General features: G+C 63.7%; 15 protein-coding genes and 1 tRNA gene. 7 read left to right on the forward strand and 9 right to left on the reverse strand.

What is annotated here, in order from left to right; translation table 11 throughout:
• Window positions 1-330: 330 nt before the first annotated feature.
• Window positions 331-1,977, reverse strand: a complete 1,647-nt coding sequence (locus F8D48_RS02050) for an FAD-dependent oxidoreductase (RefSeq protein ID WP_151429758.1) — start codon at window positions 1,975-1,977, stop codon at window positions 331-333.
• 234 nt (window positions 1,978-2,211) lie between these two features.
• On the opposite strand from F8D48_RS02050, the gene F8D48_RS02055 reads away from it, so the two are divergent.
• Window positions 2,212-3,663 carry a helix-turn-helix transcriptional regulator gene (locus F8D48_RS02055; RefSeq protein WP_151429759.1) on the forward strand — a complete coding sequence of 484 codons (1,452 nt, stop codon included), beginning with the start codon at window positions 2,212-2,214 and terminating at the stop codon, window positions 3,661-3,663.
• Between the two features lie 83 nt (window positions 3,664-3,746).
• On the opposite strand, the gene F8D48_RS02060 is transcribed toward F8D48_RS02055, so the two are convergent.
• A complete protein-coding gene (locus F8D48_RS02060) occupies window positions 3,747-5,663 on the reverse strand; it encodes an FAD-binding protein (RefSeq protein WP_170272693.1) in 1,917 nt (638 codons plus the stop codon).
• A gap of 236 nt (window positions 5,664-5,899) precedes the next feature.
• Between F8D48_RS02060 and F8D48_RS02065 the strand changes: the two genes are divergently transcribed.
• Complete coding sequence (locus tag F8D48_RS02065) at window positions 5,900-7,384, forward strand: helix-turn-helix transcriptional regulator (protein WP_151429761.1); 1,485 nt, start codon at window positions 5,900-5,902, stop codon at window positions 7,382-7,384.
• A 5-nt stretch (window positions 7,385-7,389) separates the two neighbouring features.
• On the opposite strand, the gene F8D48_RS02070 is transcribed toward F8D48_RS02065, so the two are convergent.
• From F8D48_RS02070 to F8D48_RS02080, 3 genes are read right to left on the reverse strand one after another with little or no spacing between them, the layout of a single operon-like run.
• Window positions 7,390-8,205, reverse strand: a complete 816-nt coding sequence (locus tag F8D48_RS02070; RefSeq protein WP_205717308.1) for an amino acid ABC transporter ATP-binding protein — start codon at window positions 8,203-8,205, stop codon at window positions 7,390-7,392.
• On the reverse strand, window positions 8,195-8,992 hold the full coding sequence (locus tag F8D48_RS02075; protein WP_151429762.1) for an amino acid ABC transporter permease: 798 nt from the start codon (window positions 8,990-8,992) through the stop codon (window positions 8,195-8,197). Before F8D48_RS02075 ends, F8D48_RS02070 begins: the two co-directional genes overlap by 11 nt.
• 9 nt (window positions 8,993-9,001) lie before the next feature.
• On the reverse strand, window positions 9,002-9,916 hold the full coding sequence (locus F8D48_RS02080) for a transporter substrate-binding domain-containing protein (RefSeq protein ID WP_151429763.1): 915 nt from the start codon (window positions 9,914-9,916) through the stop codon (window positions 9,002-9,004).
• A 562-nt stretch (window positions 9,917-10,478) separates the two neighbouring features.
• On the opposite strand from F8D48_RS02080, the gene F8D48_RS02085 reads away from it, so the two are divergent.
• From F8D48_RS02085 to F8D48_RS02095, 3 genes are all read left to right on the forward strand, one after another.
• Window positions 10,479-10,808: a hypothetical protein gene (locus F8D48_RS02085; protein ID WP_151429764.1), complete on the forward strand. Its 330-nt coding sequence runs from the start codon at window positions 10,479-10,481 to the stop codon at window positions 10,806-10,808.
• 90 nt (window positions 10,809-10,898) lie between these two features.
• Complete coding sequence (locus F8D48_RS02090; protein ID WP_151429765.1) at window positions 10,899-11,144, forward strand: FitA-like ribbon-helix-helix domain-containing protein; 246 nt, start codon at window positions 10,899-10,901, stop codon at window positions 11,142-11,144.
• Window positions 11,135-11,557 (forward strand): type II toxin-antitoxin system VapC family toxin, encoded by a 423-nt coding sequence (locus F8D48_RS02095; RefSeq protein WP_151429766.1) that lies wholly within the window; start codon window positions 11,135-11,137, stop codon window positions 11,555-11,557. The genes F8D48_RS02090 and F8D48_RS02095 overlap by 10 nt, the downstream gene beginning before the upstream one ends.
• Before the next feature lie 160 nt (window positions 11,558-11,717).
• Here the strand turns inward: F8D48_RS02095 and F8D48_RS02100 are convergent, their stop codons facing one another.
• Entirely contained in the window at window positions 11,718-13,346 is a 1,629-nt protein-coding gene (locus F8D48_RS02100; protein ID WP_151429767.1) for an FAD-dependent oxidoreductase, read from the reverse strand.
• A gap of 227 nt (window positions 13,347-13,573) precedes the next feature.
• Between F8D48_RS02100 and F8D48_RS02105 the strand changes: the two genes are divergently transcribed.
• On the forward strand, window positions 13,574-14,920 hold the full coding sequence (locus F8D48_RS02105) for a Fic family protein (RefSeq protein WP_151429768.1): 1,347 nt from the start codon (window positions 13,574-13,576) through the stop codon (window positions 14,918-14,920).
• Between the two features lie 3 nt (window positions 14,921-14,923).
• On the opposite strand, the gene F8D48_RS02110 is transcribed toward F8D48_RS02105, so the two are convergent.
• The 3 genes from F8D48_RS02110 to F8D48_RS02120 form a co-directional block, all read right to left on the reverse strand.
• Window positions 14,924-15,925, reverse strand: coding sequence for a hypothetical protein (locus F8D48_RS02110; RefSeq protein WP_151429769.1), 1,002 nt, complete (start codon window positions 15,923-15,925; stop codon window positions 14,924-14,926).
• 343 nt (window positions 15,926-16,268) lie between these two features.
• Window positions 16,269-16,355: transfer RNA gene (locus tag F8D48_RS02115), tRNA-Leu, on the reverse strand.
• A gap of 95 nt (window positions 16,356-16,450) precedes the next feature.
• Window positions 16,451-16,681 carry a hypothetical protein gene (locus F8D48_RS02120; protein ID WP_151429770.1) on the reverse strand — a complete coding sequence of 77 codons (231 nt, stop codon included), beginning with the start codon at window positions 16,679-16,681 and terminating at the stop codon, window positions 16,451-16,453.
• A 594-nt stretch (window positions 16,682-17,275) separates the two neighbouring features.
• Here F8D48_RS02120 and purE point away from each other — a divergent pair.
• Entirely contained in the window at window positions 17,276-17,737 is a 462-nt protein-coding gene (purE, locus tag F8D48_RS02125) for a 5-(carboxyamino)imidazole ribonucleotide mutase (RefSeq protein WP_151429771.1), read from the forward strand.
• Window positions 17,738-17,862 lie beyond the last annotated feature (125 nt).

A 17,862-nucleotide genomic window follows, 5' to 3' on the forward strand; every position in this document is an offset into this window, starting at 1 on the left:
TCTTGGTTTTGGAAGGCCCCTTCAGTGTCGAGCAGACAGATCTCGCTGTTGCTGAGGCTTCGGGCCGTCTACTCTACTTTTTTCAACCTTTCCACTCTACTTTTTTCAACCCAAATACGCCTTCTTCCGAGGGGGCGGAAAGGGCTGTGACGCAAAAACGGGGCCTCCTATGCGAGGTGCCGTCCCGGATGACGGGACGGCACTGGAAGGGATGCGGGCCGGGGAGGGAAAGCCCGCAGGGGGTTTGCGGAGGAAGCGGGAGAGCGCCTGCGAAGGGGCATCGCGGGCCGGGGAGGGAGAGCCCGCGATGCCCCGGGTGGCCGAGTTTCCCTAGGCCACGGCCTCGGCGGCGTACATGCCGGCCATGCGGCCGCCGCTGTAGGCGCACATGAGGGAGAATCCCTCGTAGTCGCAATAGGGGGCGCTCATGAGGGTGCCGTTGTCGGCGCCAGCCACGTACAGGCCCGGGATGGCGATGCCCGCATTGTCGATGGCCTGCAAGCGGTCGTTGGTGCGGATGCCGCCGATGGTCACCCAGGCGCTCGGCTCGTACTGCATGGCGTAGAAGGGGCCCGTCTCCACCGGCTGCAGGAAGCAGGCCGGCTTGTAGAACTGCTCGTCCTTGCCCGTGGCGCAGTAGCCGTTGTACTCGTCCAGCGTCGCCACCAGCTCGGGGGCGCCAATAGCCTCGGCCAGGGCCTCCACAGTGTCGGCTTTGAAGATCCAACCTGCATCCACGCCGGCGTCGATGTTCGCCTGCACGTCTTCCAGGGGCTTGTCCTTCAGGGTCATCATGCCGGTGCGCCAGTTCGCCTCGTCGGCGCCGCACAGCGTCCACGGGTCGGTGCCGCCGGCCAGACCGTCCACGTAAGCCTGGTCCACCACGGCGTAGTACTGGCCGCCGACCAGCGAGATAGCGCCGCCCAGAGCCAGGGGCAGGTTCGCGAACTTGCCCTCGTTGCTGAAGCGGCGGCCCTGGTTGTTCACGAGCAGGGTGCCGTAGATGCCGATGGAGAAGGCGGCGTTGCCCTTGCCCCACAGGCCGTCGGCGTTCTGATTGGAACCGGAGAACTCGTTGCCGGCGATGCCCCACTGGGTGGACACCTGGCCGCCGATCTCCTGCACCATCTCGATGCCCTCGCCCACCGACAGGATGCTGCCGAGGGGGTTCACGAAGGTTCCGAAGCGCTCGGTCATCATGTCTACGTTGCCGAGGAAGCCGCCGGTGGCCACGATGACGGCCTTGGCCTTCACGTCGATGACGCTATCGCCCTCGCACTGGATGCCCGCGCAGGTGCCGTCCTCCATGATGAGGCGCTTGCCGGCGGTGTTGAAGATGAACTCGCCGCCGTTGGCCTCAACGAAGCTCTGCAGCGGGCCCATGCGGTCCACGCCCTTGGCCTGGGTCTTGGAGTCCTTCGGATCGGACTGGAAGTTGCAGCGCACCGAGTCGTGACCGGCGCCGTAGTTGTCGGGGCGCAGGCCCGTGGCGACGCCGAACTCGTCGGTGAACTCGTCCACGGTGCTGCCCGACAGCTCCAGGGCCCGCTTCACGGCCGCGGCGTTCGTGGACCAGTGGGAGTACTCCATGATGTGGTTGAAGGCCTCTTCGATGGAGAAGGTGATGCCGGCCTGCTGCTGGAGCTTCGAGCCCACCATGAACGGGCCGCCGGCGATGGAGCCGTTGGAGACGCCCACGTCGCCGCCCTTCTCGATGACGATGACCGACTTGCCGGCGCGCACGGCCTCCACGGCCGCCCACATACCAGCCCCGCCGGCGCCGACGATGGCGATGTCGCATTCCTTGGTCTCGTCGGCGGTCTGCATGGCGGCCGCGCCGCCAGGCTCCTCGCCCGTCTCGGCGAGGTCGGCGGCAGGGGCCTTCGGGGCGCACCCGGCCAGGGCCGCGCCAGCGCCCAGGGCGGCGATGCTGCCGAGGGTCAAGAAGCTGCGACGGGAAAACGTGGTGTTGCTCATGGTGATCTCTCCCTCCAAGAGTTGGAATCGATGCCGCCCAGGGCGGCTTTCGGAATCTGCGCCGCACTTCAGCGGCGGGGCGACCGCCCTCTCGGCGGCCGAGCTCATCATGGGGCCGCTGCGACGTTCTGTCGCGGGTGAAGTTGCCCGATCCTCCGGGTGATTGTTGGCTCACCCCTTGTTTCACCCCTGGGTTTCACCTGGTACAATGGGCGCAAACGAAGGGAGGGAGCTATGGGAGCGGGAAATGCCCTGCAGTCCCTTGTGCCGCAGCAGAGCGAGGAAGACGACGGCTTTGTGCCGCTCGTGCCCCTGCGCTTTCTCGGCATGGGCCTGTTCATCGCGTGGCTGTGCTGCACGCATATCGTGGCGGTCTTTCCTGGAAGCGGCTACGAGATGGCTCCGCGCAATGCCTACGATACGGCCATGCGAGTTTTCGACATCGCCTCGTTCCTCGTCTTGGCCTTGGTGGCGATGGGCTTGGGGAGCATCGGGCGGCACGCCGTCCTGTGCGTGGCATCGGTGGTGCTGAGCGCGGCGGGCACGCTCGTCGTGGGGTGGGTGTTGCTCCCGCTGGCCGTGGCGCCGGCGTGGCTGTGGGCCGTGTCCGTTCTGGCTGCGCCGGGCGGTGCGGTGCTGTTCTGTCTGTGGGCCGAGGTGTATGCGCAGCTCGGGCCCACGCGTACCATGGTGTATGGTGCCTGCTCCTGCATCGTGGCCGCGGTCCTCGCCTTTCTCGTGTGCACCATGAGGCCGCCCTATGCCGTGGCGGCCACGAGCTTGTTGCCCCTTCTGTCGCTCGGCTGCGCCCTGGCGAGCGCGCAGCTGGCGCCCCGCGAGCCTCAGCGCGCTTCCGGCACCCGCTATCCGGTGCCGGGCAAACTCATCCTCATCATGGCCATCGCCGGCTTTTTGTCGGGCGTGTCCGCCTTGGCGATGGAGAACGTCGAGGGCGTGGGGGCGATGTTCCGCGTGCTGGCCACGGCGCTTGCCGGCGTGGTCATATTGGCCATGGCCATCGTGCGGCGCGATCGCATGGACGTGCGCTTCCTCGCGAGGGTGTCGCTCCCGCTCGCGATACTGGCGCTGCTGCTCATTCCGCTCGGCGGGGTGGGGCTGGGGTACGCGGCCGCGTTTCTGCTGAAGCTCGCCTATGTGTGGTTCACGTTCTTCGTGCTTATTCTGCTGGCGAGCATCTGCTATCGGTTCGAGGTTCCCACATTGCGCATATTCGCGCTCGCCCGCGCCGCAAGTGAGTTCGGCATACTGGCGGGGGTGGCCCTGCGCCGGTTCCTCCATCTGGGCGATTATTTGGCGAATCCGGCGTTTCCGATGGTGTTTTCCCTGGCAGGAATCGTGATCGTGCTCTGCTGCGTGCTGGTATGGAAGAGCGAGAAGTCCGTCAACGGAGACTGGGGCGCCGCCGGCGTGGCGGTAGAGACGAACCAGCAGGTAGTCAGCTCGCGCGAGCGGTTCATGGCTCGTTGCGAGCGCATGGCCGCCGAGCGCAATCTGACGGCGCGGGAGGCCGAGGTCATGGCTCTCATCGCCCAGGGCAAGACGCGCCGCGAGATAGAGCAGGAGCTGTTCCTGTCCGAGAACACGGTGAAGACCCACGCGCGCCACCTGTACGCTAAGCTCGGCGTGGCCACCAAGGCCGAGCTTATCGCCCTGTTCCGGGAGTAGAGGCGCCCCTCTTCTGCCAAGAGGCGCCGTGCTCCGGAAGGGAGCCGCGGCGCCTCTCGCAGGGGGGGGGAGGGCTCGTGGGCTTAGGCTGCGGCGTTGCCGAGGGCGTTTTCCACGGCGGCCATAATGGCCTTGCTGGTAAGGGTGGCTCCCGTCACGACGTCTACCTCCGTGCTGTTGGCCTCCACGATGCGGCCGGGCATGGTGGTCACGGCATCTGTGGCGATGGAGGGCGTCTCGTTCTGCTCGAGGATCTCCACGGCGCTGATAGTGGTGCCGTCGAAGGCCACCTTCACGACAATGGGGCCTTTCTTCCCGTCTGCCACGCCGAGGTACTCGCCGTCGCCGGCTGTGTACTGGGAGAGATCGACCTCTTCGCCGAAGACGGCCAGGGTCGTGGGCACAAAGGCGGCACCGTCTTCGATCACCGATTCCTGCAGGTTGTCGTCCTTGGCCGCCGCGGCATTGCGGCCTGAAATGCGCCCGAAGATCATGCCGCCGCCCAGGTTGCACGAGCCCTGGTAGTGGTTCGACCAAATGTCGCCGAGCTCACCGGCCTCGTAGAGGTGGGGGATGGCCTCGCCGCGCGGGGTCACGATCTGGCCCTGCTCGTTCTTCACGGGGCCGCCCTGGGTATTTACCAGGGTGTGGGTGAGCTTCACCGCGTAGAAGGGGGCCTCGGCGACGGGGGACAGATCGCCCTTGCGCCCGAAGGCCAGGTCGGTGCCCTCTTCGCAAAAGCGGTTCCACTTGGACACCTCGGCCACGAGATTTTGGGTGCCTTCCTCATCGAATCCCATGGCGGAGGCCAGGGCCTCTAGGGTGTCGGCCTTCAGGATCCAGCCCTTGGCGATTTCCTCCTGGCCGTCGGCCGACCAGGACTTATAGAGGGGTCCGCGGCTGAAGATGGCCTGGTCGAGCACTTCGTAGGTGACTTCGGGCAGTACGGGCACATGCCAGGTGCCGGCATAGTTTAAGTGCCCGTGGTTCGTGGCGCCGGTGTCGGTCTCGCTGATGAAGCGGCATCCGTTGCCGCCCACGAGAATGCCTTTCAGGTCGCTGTCGTACTTCCAAGTGCAGTCCAGGGTATCGGGGTCCACGAACTCGAAGTTGTTGGTTTGCATGTTGCCCATGTGCCACAAGTCGCAGCCCACCTCCATGGCCATCTTGATGCCGTCGCCGGTGTTGTGCAGCGCATGGCCGAGCGACTCCCATCCGTTATAGCCGTTGAAGCTTTGAAGCATCTCGTCGTTGGATTCGTAGCCGCCGCAGGTGAGGATCACGCCGTTCTTGGCGCGCACGTTCACCGTGCGGCCATCGACGGCCACCTCCACTCCGTGGACGATGCGCGTGGTCGGATCCTGGATAAGGTGCTGGCCGGCGGCTTCGTACCACACGTCGATATGGTCTGCCCGCGCTGCCACGGCCTCGCGGAACAGCTTGTAGGCCGCGCCGTCGCCGCGGCCCTCGTGCACCGTGAGCACGCGGAAGGACTGGGCGCCGGGCATCTCGGGGTACTCGATCTTCCCTTCCACGAACGCAGGGCTTTCAGCGCCGAGATACTCGATCCACTCTTTGTTCTTCACCATCTCGCCGCAATAGGCCTCGATGATGGCATCGCTGGGGGTTTCGTAGTTGCCGCGCATAGCCTTCACGTAGGAGATGGCGTCGTCGAGGCTCTCCGACCAGCAGAGCAGCTGCATGCAGGCGATGGAGTTGCCGCCCGCTTCCGGCTGCGGTGCCTTCTCCAGCAAGAGGACGCGGGCTCCCTCGTCCGCGGCCGCGATGGCGCTGTTGGCGCCGGCGCCTCCGAAGCCGACGACGATCACGTCGTATTCGGCGTCCCAGGCAATGGAGCGCTCGAAGGCGTCGCTGTCTTCTCCCGTAGTGGCCGTGGGTGTTTGCGGGGCGCATCCGGCAAGGGCGGCGCCGCCGAGAAGGCTGCCGGCTGCGAGGGCCGACCCGGTCAGGAAGTTGCGGCGGGAAAGAATGTCATTCATGGGTAACCCCTCCTTCGGGTTGCGGAACTTCGTCCGACGGGACTTGGCGGAGCTCGGGGCTTCGCTGGTTTCCCATCGTCGTCTTTTGCGACCTCCTGCGCATCCCATAAAAGCCTTTTCCGTGCGCTTTCCGTCTCCCATAAAACATGTAAATTTTCCTTCGACCACTTTGTTGGGCGCTGGGGCACCGGCGTTGAGGGGCTGTCGCTGCCTGGAACAGCGCTATACTTGTTTCTATGGAAAAGGGGGAACGCAACATTTTCATCGTGGCGGTGTTCGGCATGGCCTTCTGGTGGCCGATGCTGCGCAACAGCGTGGTGGGCTTTCTGCTCTCGCCCGATCGGGTGGGAGAGGCGTGGGGCCATGGCGGCGTGTGCCTTTTCCTCGTCTTGGCCGCTATTGCGGCAATCGGAATGGCACTGAGCCCAGGAAGGGAGCGCCTCTTCTCCGTGCCACTGCCCCTCGCGGCTGCGGTAGGGCTGCTCGTTGCCTGCGTGCTGGCAAGTGTTCTGGGATTACTGCTTGTTGAATCTCCAGTGCCCGCTCGCGGTGCCTTGGTAATCGCAAATGTGGTAGTGCTGGCTGCTGCCTACGTCGCGCTGCCCATAGCGTGGGGTGCTCTCTTGCTGGAGATGACAGCCTCTTCTCCCAAACGACTCCTGCTCGTCATGTCGGCCTCTTACGCGGTGAGTTTCCTCGTGGGGTACTTGTCCTATGCACCTGCGCCGTGGAATCTCATAAGGCCCGTTGGCGCCCCGCTTATCTCCGGTGCCGCGTGGTTCTGCTGCAGGATGATGGCGGCGAAGAGGGCTGGCTGCTGCATCGCTTCGAGCCCTGCGGTGCCTCCCTCCCGGGAAGGCGCCTCTAGCATTCGGAGCCTGTATGTGCTCGTGCTGGTTATCTTCCTCGTTAGCAGCGTTGCCACGGGGTTCATCAACTCGGGAACGGCGTCCTACGCGCCTTCGATGAACACGCTGGTGCGTGACACGCTCAACGTCATTGTGACACTGGCCATCATAGCGCTCATTGCTGCGTCTAAATCCTTGGAGCGCGTTAAGTTCACGCTTGTTGTCGTGCTGATCGTGCTGCTCTTCAGCGGCATTTTCTTGGCGACGTTGTTCCAGCAGAGTTGGTTCACGGTGGGCATTGGGCTTATGCAAACCAGCAAATCTTGCGTGTCGCTGCTTCTGCTCATGCTGGTGTTGCTGGAGAACTCCCGATCCGATGCGTCCATGACCGAGCGCTCGCTTCTGCTGAAGTTCGTGGTGCCCACCTTGGCGAGCACCTTCATCAGCTATCTGGTCGTTCCGCTCATTGCCGAGGGACTCGGGTTGGCTTACAGCGACTTCTGGGGCGTTCTTTCGCTGCTGCTGGGATTTGCCCTCGGCGTGTTTCTCTTCGTGTTCCTGTCTTCGTTGGTGATTCGCTATTTGCCGGGCGCGACATCTTCTTCGGAAACGTCATTGGGCTCGGAAGCGCCTGCTGGTCCTGATGCAACTGCCGGTGCTATGCGAGAGGTCTATGGACTTACCGAGAAGGAGGCCGAAGTGCTCGCGTTGCTTTTGGAGGGAAACACCTACAAGAAGATAGCGGCCCTCATGTATGTGAGCGACAGCACGGTGCAGTCCCACGCGAAGAGCATCTACCGAAAGGTCGATGTGCACACCAAGCAGGAACTGGTGGATCGCGCCATGGAGCTCAGAGGCCGGCGGACTCTTTGATTTCCCTACCAGCTCCATTCCAGCAGGCGGCTGAGGAGGCGTTGCAACTCGGGGGTTTCGGGGTGTTCGAAGATGCGCTCGCTGGGGCCGTATTCAGCGAGGCGGCCGCCGGAGAGGAAGGCCACGTGGTCGCAGGCGCGGCGGGCGAAGCCCATCTCGTGGGTGACGATGATGAAGCGCGTGCCTTCCTCGGCCAGGTCGCGCACTACGTCGAGCACTTCGGTGGTGAACTCGGGGTCCAGCGCGCTCGTGGGCTCGTCCAGCAGAAGCAGGCGGGGTCGGGCGGCGAGGGCACGAGCGATGGCGACGCGCTGCTTCTGGCCACCCGACAGCTGCGCGGGCCGCTTGGCGGCGGCCTCGGCGAGCCCCAGGCGCTCGAGCAGCTCGCGGGCGCGCTCCTCGGCCGCCGCCGGAGTCGCCTCGTGCACCACGCGCAGGGGCAGGGCCACGTTCTCCAACGCGCTCATGTGGTGGAACAGCCCGCTGTCTTGGAAGACGAATCCCAAGGTGGCGCGGTAGGCGCGCAGGCTCTTCTCGTCGGTGCCGATGGGGCGGCCGTCCACAGAGACGGTGCCGCAGGTAGGCGCCTCCAAGCCGCCGATGATGCGCAGCAAGGTGGACTTGCCGCCGCCCGACGGCCCGATGATGGCCAGTGCCCGTACGTCCTCGTCGAAGCTGATGTCGTGCAGCACCTCGGTGCCGTCGAAGGACTTGCTCAGGTTCGCCAGCGTTAGCCGCAGGGGCATGGCCGCCTCGTTGCGCTCTCCGACGCCGCGACCGTCCGCGGCCCTTCCCAGTTCTGCTTCGGGTTTAGTGCTCATAGTCGAGCCTCTTCTCGAAGTGGCGACTTACGGCCATGATGGGCAGCGTGAGCGCCAGGTACAGCGCCCCCAGCAGCAGAAAGCCGCCGAAGAAGTTGTAGTTCGTGGCCGTGATCTCGCGGATGGTCTGGGTCAGCTCGATGACGGCGATGACCGACAGAAGCGACGAGTCCTTGATGATGGACGCCACCTGGCCCGTCAGCGCCGGCAGGGTGCGCGCCACCAGCTGGGGCGCCACCACGTAGCGCAGGGTCTGCGCGCGGGTGAAACCCACGGCGCGGGCCGCTTCCAGCTGGCCGGCGTCGAGCGACAGCAGGCTGCCGCGCAGGATTTCCGCGATATAGGCGCCCGAGAACAGCGACAGGATGATGATGCCCGCCAGCACCCGGTTGTCCACGCCCCAGGCCGTGCCGATGATGTAGTAGAAGAAGTACACCTGCACGATGAGCGGCGTGCCCCGGATGATCTTCACGTACAGGTCGCACAGGTAGCGCACGGGCAGCACGCCCGCGCCTTGCCCGGCGGCCACCGCAATCCCGATGACGAGGCTTATGACCAGCGACGCCGCCGAGATACCCACGGTCATGCAGAAACCGTCCCAAAGGCGTACGCGGTACTGGGCGATGAAGTCGAAATTCAGCGCGATGCCCGCCGCCGCGAGCGAGGCCCACACCACGGCCACCACGACCATGCTCACGGCCAGGTAGTTCAGCGCGGCCTTTACCGGGCGTACTGGCGTGCCGGCGCGAGCGATGAAGGGGCGGAAGATGGCGGGTACGCGATTCATGGGGCTAGCTTACTCGAAGTCGAAGAACCACTTGAAGCCGTACTCGTCGAAGGCCTTCTTCTCCTCGGCGAGGTACTTCTCGGTCAGACGGTCGAACTCGCCGTCGGCCTTCGACTGGGCGATGAAGGCGTTCAGTTGGTCGAGCAGCGTGGTGTTGCCCTTCTTCACGGCGATGCCCCATTCCTCGGCATCCTGGAAGGGGATGAACACCGCCTCAGTGGTGTCGGGGTTCGCCTGGTGGTTGCGGTAGATGGTCAGCTGGTCGTACAGGAAGCCGTCGGCCTTGCCCTGCACCACCTCGGTCACGCACGCGCTCTCGTCGGCCAGCCGCACGATCTCGGCGTTCGTGAGGTTCTTCGTGGCGTACACATCGCCGGTCGATCCGGTCTTCACGGCCACCTTCTTGCCCGGCTGGTTCAAATCGTCAATGGAAGCCACCCCGGAATTCGCGTTCGCCAGAATAGCCAGCTGGGCCATGGCGTAGGCGTCCGAGAAGTCCACCGATTGCTTGCGTTCGTCGGTGATGGTCATGGAGCTGATGACCAGGTCGGCCTTGCCTGTCTGCAGCGCGGGAATGAGGCCGTCCCATGCGGTGTTCTCGATCTGCACATCGTAGCCGTAGGCCGCGCCGAAATCGCGGATGAAGTCGACGGCGAGGCCCTCGGGGTTGCCCGCGTCGTCCTTGGTCTCGAAGGGCGGGTAGGCCAGCTCCATGGCCACGCGCAGGGTGGAGCCCTGGCTGGCTGCGGCACCGTCGGCTGCCGGGGAGGTGCTGCTATCGGCGCCCGTGCTACCCGACGAGCAGCCGGCCAGCACGCAGGAAAGCGCCAGCAGGGCGGCGGCCGCTACGGCCATGAAGGCGCGGCGGACGCGCGAGCCGCGGATTGCGAAAGCGGTACGAGTGAGAGAAATGGTGCGGTTCATGGGTGCTCCTTACGGGTTGATGCGGGCGTTCACGTTCGCCTGCATGGCTTTCATGGTACGGCAGGTGACGGCTAGGTCCTCATCGCTGAGGCCATCCGTCAACGTTGCGATAAGTTCGTGAAATGCGGTTGCCGCGACAGCTGCCCGCAGGTGATCGTTGGCTGTGGTAGTTTCCGGGGAGGTTGTTGCGGGTGCTTCTAGAAGGGGACGGGTGAATATTCCGACAGCCGTGGGCATACAGTTATCGATTCCCGTTATAATGGCCGTAGGTGCCCCGTCACGCCTGGGCGGCTTCGAGAAAGGAGCTACCCATGGACACACAAACGGTAACTGCCTTGTGCGACCTCATGCTTGTGGTGATCGGAATCATCGGGCTTGTTCTGATGAGGAAGGAGTGACGGACGGTGTTTGGCCAAAGAAGAAGCCGGGCCACCTGTCGAAAGTAAACCCGGCTTAATCAAATAACCGACGCCGCCCGGCAGAACGGGGCACCGTCTGTTCGCATTATAGCATGGTGGCCGCGGCAGCACAGCCCCTGTTTTTGGTTCGGAGGGAAAGCATCATGGGCAGCAAGAAGCGCTCGGCATGGCAGAAGCAGAAGGCACAATTCGCCGCATCGCTCGGCGAGGGCGACTTGTTCGCGGAACTCGGCCTCGGGGACGATTCCGGCCGCGACCCTTTCGCCCGCGAATCGGCTGCCCGCGCCGCGCGCGACGAAGCTCACGAGGCAGCCTTGCGCCGCAGGGCCTGCGAGCGCAAGAACCGCTACGCCAGCCGCTACGAGGCGGAGCTCACCGCTGCCGAATGCGCCGAGCACGGCGCCCCTCTATTGCACGTGTACCAGTGTCCCTACTGCAACGGCTGGCACCTCACCTCCAAGCCCGAGCGGTAGGAGGCGGGTTGAGTGATCGCCCCATCTTCGTATTGCCATGCGAATTCCAAGGTGATATCATCGATATCACCTAATGAATCGAGGTACAGCATGGCAGATATTCTCATTCGCGATCTTGACGATGCCACGAAGCGGAGGCTGAAAGAGCAGGCATTGCGGCACGGTCGCTCGCAGCAAGGCGAGGCCCGGGCTATTCTCCAGGCATCGCTTCAGGATTCAGGATCTACGGGTTGGGTGGGGCGCCTGCGGAATGCCGCCCAAGCGGCGGATGGCATCGATCTGGAAGAGCCGATACGCCATCCCGCGCGGGAAATCGACGTGCGGGGGTGGCTGTGAACTTCATCGCCGACACCAACGTCGTATCCGAGCTCATGCGGCCCCAGCCGAACGATAACGTGATCGATTGGTTCTACGACCATGAAGGCTGCGTATATCTGACGTCGATTACCGTGAAGGAACTGTACTTCGGCATGTTGCGCCTGCCGGAGGGAAAGCGGAAAGACCGTCTGCGGCAGGCGATTACGGGCATTGTGATGGACTGTTCCGACAAGACGTATTCGTTCGATGCCTTTAGCGGATATTTGTGCGCCGAGCTGCACGAGAAGGCACTGTCCCAGGGGCGCACACCTACCATCGAGGACTTGATGATCGCCGCTATCTGCAAGCGCAACGACTGCGTGCTCGCGACACGCAACGTGAAGGACTTCGACTACCTGGACATCGACCTGGTCAACCCCTTCGAAGGGTAGCAAGGAAGAACGGCTGGCACCTCACCTCCAAGCCCGAGCGGTAGCGGAGAAAAGCCTCAACAAAATGTAGCGACGAGGGGAATCAGAACGAGGGGCCGCTGCGTTGCGTAGCAGCGGCCCCTCGTGAGGGGAGGGTGTGGGTAGGGCCTGGGAGAGCGAGCTAGGCGCGCGCGTCCAGGGCGGCAGCGTTGCGACCGGCTTTGCGGCCCCAGTGAACCGTACCGAGCACGGCCCAGCCGCAACCGGGGTAGAACGGCCCAGTGAACATGCCCGAGGCGATCTGCCCGGCGGCGAAGAGGCGCTCGATGGGCTCGCCGGCTGTGTTCAGCACGCGCGTCTCGATGTCGGTGCGCAGGCCGCCGCAGGCGCCAAGCGGGTTCTGTACGATCCGGATTGCGTAGAACGGGCCATTCTCGATGGGGCCGAAGTCGGTACGACGGTCGAAATCGGGATCGAAGCCCTCCTTCGAGTACTCGTTCCACTTCTCCACCGTGCGCTTGAGGTTATCGGCAGGCAGCTCGGCCGCGGCGGCGAGCTCGTCCAGCGTGTCGGCGACCTTCACGAAACGGCTCTCGGTATCCTGCTCGATCATCCACTGCACGACGCGCTCCATGTAGTCGGTTTGGTTGGAGTCGACGATACACCAGATCTTGCAATCGGGGCCGCCGCCCATCTTAGCGTTCTCGAAGTACTGCATGGTGCTGATGTAGCCCCAGTCAGCATCTTCCTGGACAAAGCGGTTGCCGCGGGGATTGACGATGATCGCGCCCTTAACCGGCGTGGACTTGTAGATGTTCTCGTCCTTGTTGCCGCGTCCCTCGCCCACGCCGCCGAAGTAGAGGGTGTCCAGCATGACGCAGGCCTCGCTGAGGGCCAGGTCGGCCCCTACTTCCAGACCCATGCGAATGCCATCGCCGGTGTTGTAGGGGCTCGCACCTACCTGTACCGGGGCCCCGTTTACCTCGCGCTGATACAGGCCCCAGTACTGCTGAGGGTTCAGGGCGCGGGCCATCTCCATGTTGTCGCCAATGGAGCAGGTGGCCAAAATGACGCCCTTGGCCGCCTTGAAGAAATCGTCGTCAGCGGTCTGCACGCCTACGACTTCCTTGCCTTCAGTGATGAGGTGCACCGCCTCGGTATTGGTCTTGACGGTGATGTTCTCGTAGGTGTCGGCCTTCTTCTGCAGGCAGCCGAAATGCGTCGCCGTGGGGTCGGTTTCCTCGCCGCGAATACTCGCTGTGAGAGCGTAGTAGTCCCAGTGAGAGCGCGGGTAGAACTCGTCGGTGTAGGCGTTTACGGGGGCGACGACGTCCACCGTGGCGTATACGCGGCCGCAGTCGTTCACAAGCCACTCGACGGCGGCGGCGCTCTCCATGCACATCTCGCGGATCATGTCCTCGTCACCGAAGCCTTGGGCGTAGGCGATCTGCTCCTCGGCGAACTTCTCGCCCGAGTCGTCGGTGCAGCCCTCGAGCTCTGCTTGCTGGGGAGTGCCGGCGCCGAGGATCATGCCGTTCGACAGGGCCGTGTCGCCGCCGCAGGTGCCAGATTTCTCCAAGATGACCACACTTGCACCTGCCTCGGCGGCTTCGATGGCGGCGCAGAAGCCGGCCCCGCCGCCGCCGACTACGACGACATCGTACTCATCAGTCCAATTCACATCGCTGGCGCTGGTGCCCGCAAGTTCCGTGGGGCCCGACTTGGTTTGCGGCGCGCAGCCGGCAAGACCGGCCACTACCGCGGCGCTCGCGCCAACGCATCCCAGTTTCAGAAAATCCCTTCGCTCCATGCTTTCTCCTCCTTGTCGATTTGCGTCCCTTAGGGAACGGCTGCATTGTAGGCAGAGGGGAAAACGGGCTTCAAGAAAAGTTATTTTCAGGAAAGTGCGCAGTTCAAAGTCAATTTTGCGAACAACTGAAAATAATTTTCAGAAGCCTTGGAGTGCTCCGAAGCAAAGCTGGCGCTATTATAGGGCGCACAGGGCAGGGGAAGTTTGCGGGGAGAGGTGAGGCTGCGGTGAGCGATTCCATGAGCATCAGCGAGTTCATTCGCAACGAGGAGGTTGCGGCTTTTGTGACGCGGCATGCCGGAGAGCTTGTTTCCTGGGATCAGTTCCAGGGCCTTCCCATGCCGGCCGGCTTGTCTCCCGAAACGATGTGGGAGGTCATCGAATTTGTCCGCTTGGTGGGGGTAGACGAGCAGATGCCGTTTAGCCAGTCTGATGAGGCATGTGTGGGAGAAAGCTCCTGGTACGGCATCTCCTCGGAGATGAGCGCCGTGCTCGCACGCTTGATGCATCGCGGTCGCACTGCCGGCACCCTTGACGCCCGCCTGGCTCAATACCGGAGCGCTTACGGGAAGTCTCCGTTTCTCGTGGCCGATCTTTCCGCTGCTGCGGCCCGCGATGGGGTTGAGATCGACCCCGATGCGGTAGTCGCTCTTGCGGCGGGGACGCGCACGCCTGCAACGCCGGCAGAGCGTCTGGCAGCAAACGCCCTCGCCGTTTTGCGGTCGCTCGACGAGTATTGCGACCGCGCCTTCGACGAGTCCCTCTACGGGGAGATCCAGTCTCGTCTCGATGAAGGCTGTGCGGCGCTGTCCTATCGGCCCATGCTCCGTCCGGAAACGAGCTATAACGCCTACGGGAGCGCCGACGGCAACGACCCGCTTTCGCGCTACGACGCCGAGCAGAAGAGCTGGTGCCTCGACCTGATCAGCACCCGTGTGAACGAGGTGTATCGGGGTCGCGCCGAAGGCATCGTGGCGGTTGTCATTGCCTGCGACCTCATTTGCGAGGAACTTCCCTTCCCGCGGTGGAACGGATTCATGGAGATCATTCTGCGGCGCCTGTTCTTCGAGCGTATCGGCATGCGGGCGCTGGCCTTCGTGCCGTTCTCTCGAGCGCTGCTCGATTGGGAGCTGGGGCTGCCTGCGGCCCAGGAACTGCCCTTTGCCTTCGGCCAAGCGATCCTCCACAGCCGCTACGGCAACAACACGACGCCCTATCTGAGGCAGCTGCTGCAGTTTCTAGAGCGCGGCCTCGACGACTTGGAGCGCGAAACCGACGCTATGGTTGCCCAGTTCGACCGACGCCGCGAGGCGCTGGCGGCCGATACGCGGCTTAACCATCGCCAGCAGAGCTTGCTTATGGAGTTGGTCATGAATCCGTCGGGAAGCATCGACGCAGCAACCTACGAGCGCCGCTATGACGTCACGCTCGTTACGGCCCGCGCCGATTTGAAGAAGCTCGTGCAGATGGGCTTTCTCTCCCTTGCCGAAGTCGGCAAGAAGCAGGTGTTCTCGCCGGTGCCTCGCATGGGGGATATGGTGTCCGCTCGTTCGGGCTCTGTGCCGCCCGCCTAGCATCTACTCCGCGGGGAACGAGTACACGTGGCCGCCGCCGTAGAACTTGCCGAGCAGGTACAGGTTGCTCGCCGATTCGCTGGCCAGGTATATCTCGCCGTCCACCTCGTCGATACCCTCGGCCATGGGCGGCACCGTCAGCGTCTGCACGAGCGTCGCGTCGTCCAGGAAGTACAGCGGGCAGCGATGGCCGTCCACCAGGTAGCTTCCGCCTCGGTGTGCTCCGGCCGGGTCGTAGATGTGCACCTCGGCATCGCCGAAGCCCCAGGACAGGCTGAGCGCGATGTTACCGTCGGGCGTCACGCATAGGCCCTGCACGTTGCCGGGAATGGAGTACACCGCCGCCGGATGCTCGCCGAAGCCGAAGGGCCCGTGGGCATGCGGCGCGTAGGCGTACACGAGAGCCGGGTTCGTCTCGCCAGAGGGACAGGTGAGCCAATGGCTCTTCGGCGTGGGATAGAACAGCCGATGCTGGAACTCGCCGATGTAGAGCATGCCCTTCTGCACGTTCATGAACGCGGGCTCAAGAGGGATGGCGCGGCGGTCGGTGGCCTCAAGGGTATCGCCGTCGGCCGCGGCGGCCAGGGCTGCGCGGTCGAGCACGACGAAGCCGTCGCGCACGGTAAGGAAGACGTAGGGGCCGGAAGCTGTGATGGCGGCGCCGTGTCCGCGGTAGAGCGACCCGTCGGGCAGCCGCACCTCGTGGCGCCGCACCTCGCCGTCTTCGCCCACTTGGAAGATGGGCGACGGCTTGCGGTTGGCCATGTATCCGCTGAACAACCATGTCTTCTCATCGTCCAGATAGAAGAGGTCCTGGGGCACGAAGCCGTGGTTGATGCCGGGAATCTTGAATCGGCGCGTGGCCTCGCTGTAGAAGGGCTTGCAGGTAGCACGCACGCGATGGCGCTTGGCAAGCACGGCAGCGAAGGCGACCGCGGCGCCTGCGACCGCAGCGCCAGCGCCGACGGCAATCTTCGCGGCCGCGGGCATGGTGGAGTGCTTCATGGCAACGCACCTCCTGGAGTAGACGGCAAGAGCGTCGGGTATGGGTCCCCGACGCTCCCATTGTCCCGCTTTCAATGCGAAGGGTGCGCGCTGCCGGGATGCTCGTTACGGGAGGGAAATCAAACTGACGTTCATTTGCGCTTATCGCCGAATAGCTATCAGTGCGCGCTCCAATGGCGGCAGGTGCTCCGTCACGCCCGGGCAGCTTCGAGGTTAAGGCTCAAAGGGGTTTCCAGGCTATTGTTTATTTGATCGGATGATCACTTGCGACTTATTTGCGCCTGGGGGACGGAGAAACAAATCAGGCCAGCTCGTTTTATCAAGCTGGCCTGGTGCTTTAAAGTGGTGCGGGCGAGAGGACTTGAACCTCCATGGGGTTGCCCCCATACGGACCTGAACCGTACGCGTCTGCCAATTCCGCCACGCCCGCAGGTGCTGCTTCGGTATCACCAAAAGAGCGTAGTAGATAATACCCGACTTAGGGGACCCGTGCAAGAATTTTTTTCGGGAAATGTCCGAATGCACCTATTCCCCGCGCAGAATGGCGTTGGCGGTCTCGGCAAGGGCGGCATCGGTCTCGTCCTGTTGGCGGCGACAGGCCTTCTTCTCGTGGGCGATCTCGTCGCCGATGGTCTCGTGCTCGCTATGGTCGGCGCGGTACTCGCGGTCGCGCGCGGCGCGTGCTTCGTCGCCGATGTGATCCTCGACGTGCTTTTCCTTCTGCTCTTCATGCTGGGCAAACGTTTGCTGGCTCATGGGAGCTCCTTTTCCGGGCAATGCCAAACGGGTTTCTGTGTCACTTAGATGCCGCTCATTGTGGGCCATAGGAGGCGGCTTCTCCGCGCTTCGCCCCAAGCGTCAACGAATTGCAACGACTCCGAAAGGTCGAGTGCGTCGCATGTTTGCTGATGGCCGGGGGGCGCCAAGTCGGCTCTGCAGATCCGCGATGCGGGAAACGCCCGCTGATTCGGGTCGCGAGTTTCTGAAGTGCCTGATTTTGTGCAGCAAACTCCGCGAAGTAGATTCGGGTGCGCAGTTTCGGGGTGTAGTGAAGGCAAAAAGCAACGGAAATGCGGTCTTTCTAGGCGAGACCGATGTGATGAAGTCTATTTCGCGGAGTTTGCTGCGCAAAAAGGCCCATTACGGAAACAGGCTTCCTCGGGCTCACGGCGGAGGGGCGCAGTGCGCTTTCCGCTGTTCCCGTTAAATTTGTCCAAAAGCGGGGAGGGCCGTTGGCTGAAACGAAATCTCCGTCCCCCTGCGTCTTCCGGCTTCGGCGGCTATAATAGCGAGGATCGAAGCACAAATCGATGGAGTGCAGACGCAGGCGCACGAGGAAAGGACGCGACCATGGCAAAGGCAACCCCGGTAGTGGGCATCATTATGGGATCGGAATCGGATATGCCGGCCATGGAGCCGTGCATGGCCCAGCTGGACGCCATGGGCGTGCCCTATGAGGTGAAGGTGGCCAGCGCCCATCGCAAGCCGGCCGTGGTGCACGAGTGGGCCGAAACCGCCGTTGATCGTGGCATCAAGGTGATCATCGCCGCCGCCGGCAAGGCCGCGCACCTGGGCGGTGTGGTGGCCGCCTTCACGCCGCTGCCGGTCATCGCCGTGCCCATGAAGACGAGCGATTTGGGCGGCCTGGACTCGCTGCTGTCCATGGTGCAGATGCCCTCGGGCGTGCCCGTGGCCTGCGTGGCCATCAACGGCGCGAAGAACGCCGCCATCCTGGCCGTGCAGATGATGGGCACGAACGATCCGGCCATGCTGCAGAAGGTGGCCGACCTGAAGGCGGAGATGGCCTCGTAGCTGAATGGGGCCCTTCTGCGCAACAAATTACGGTAAGTAGACAGCGGGGAAGGGCTTGGGGCCGAAAAGGGCGTCAAAACGCGCAATCTGCGCCTCTTTCGAGGTTTCGGCTGGAAGAAGCATCT

It is taken from the genome of Adlercreutzia muris (assembly GCF_008831045.1).
GTDB lineage: Bacteria > Actinomycetota > Coriobacteriia > Coriobacteriales > Eggerthellaceae > Adlercreutzia > Adlercreutzia muris.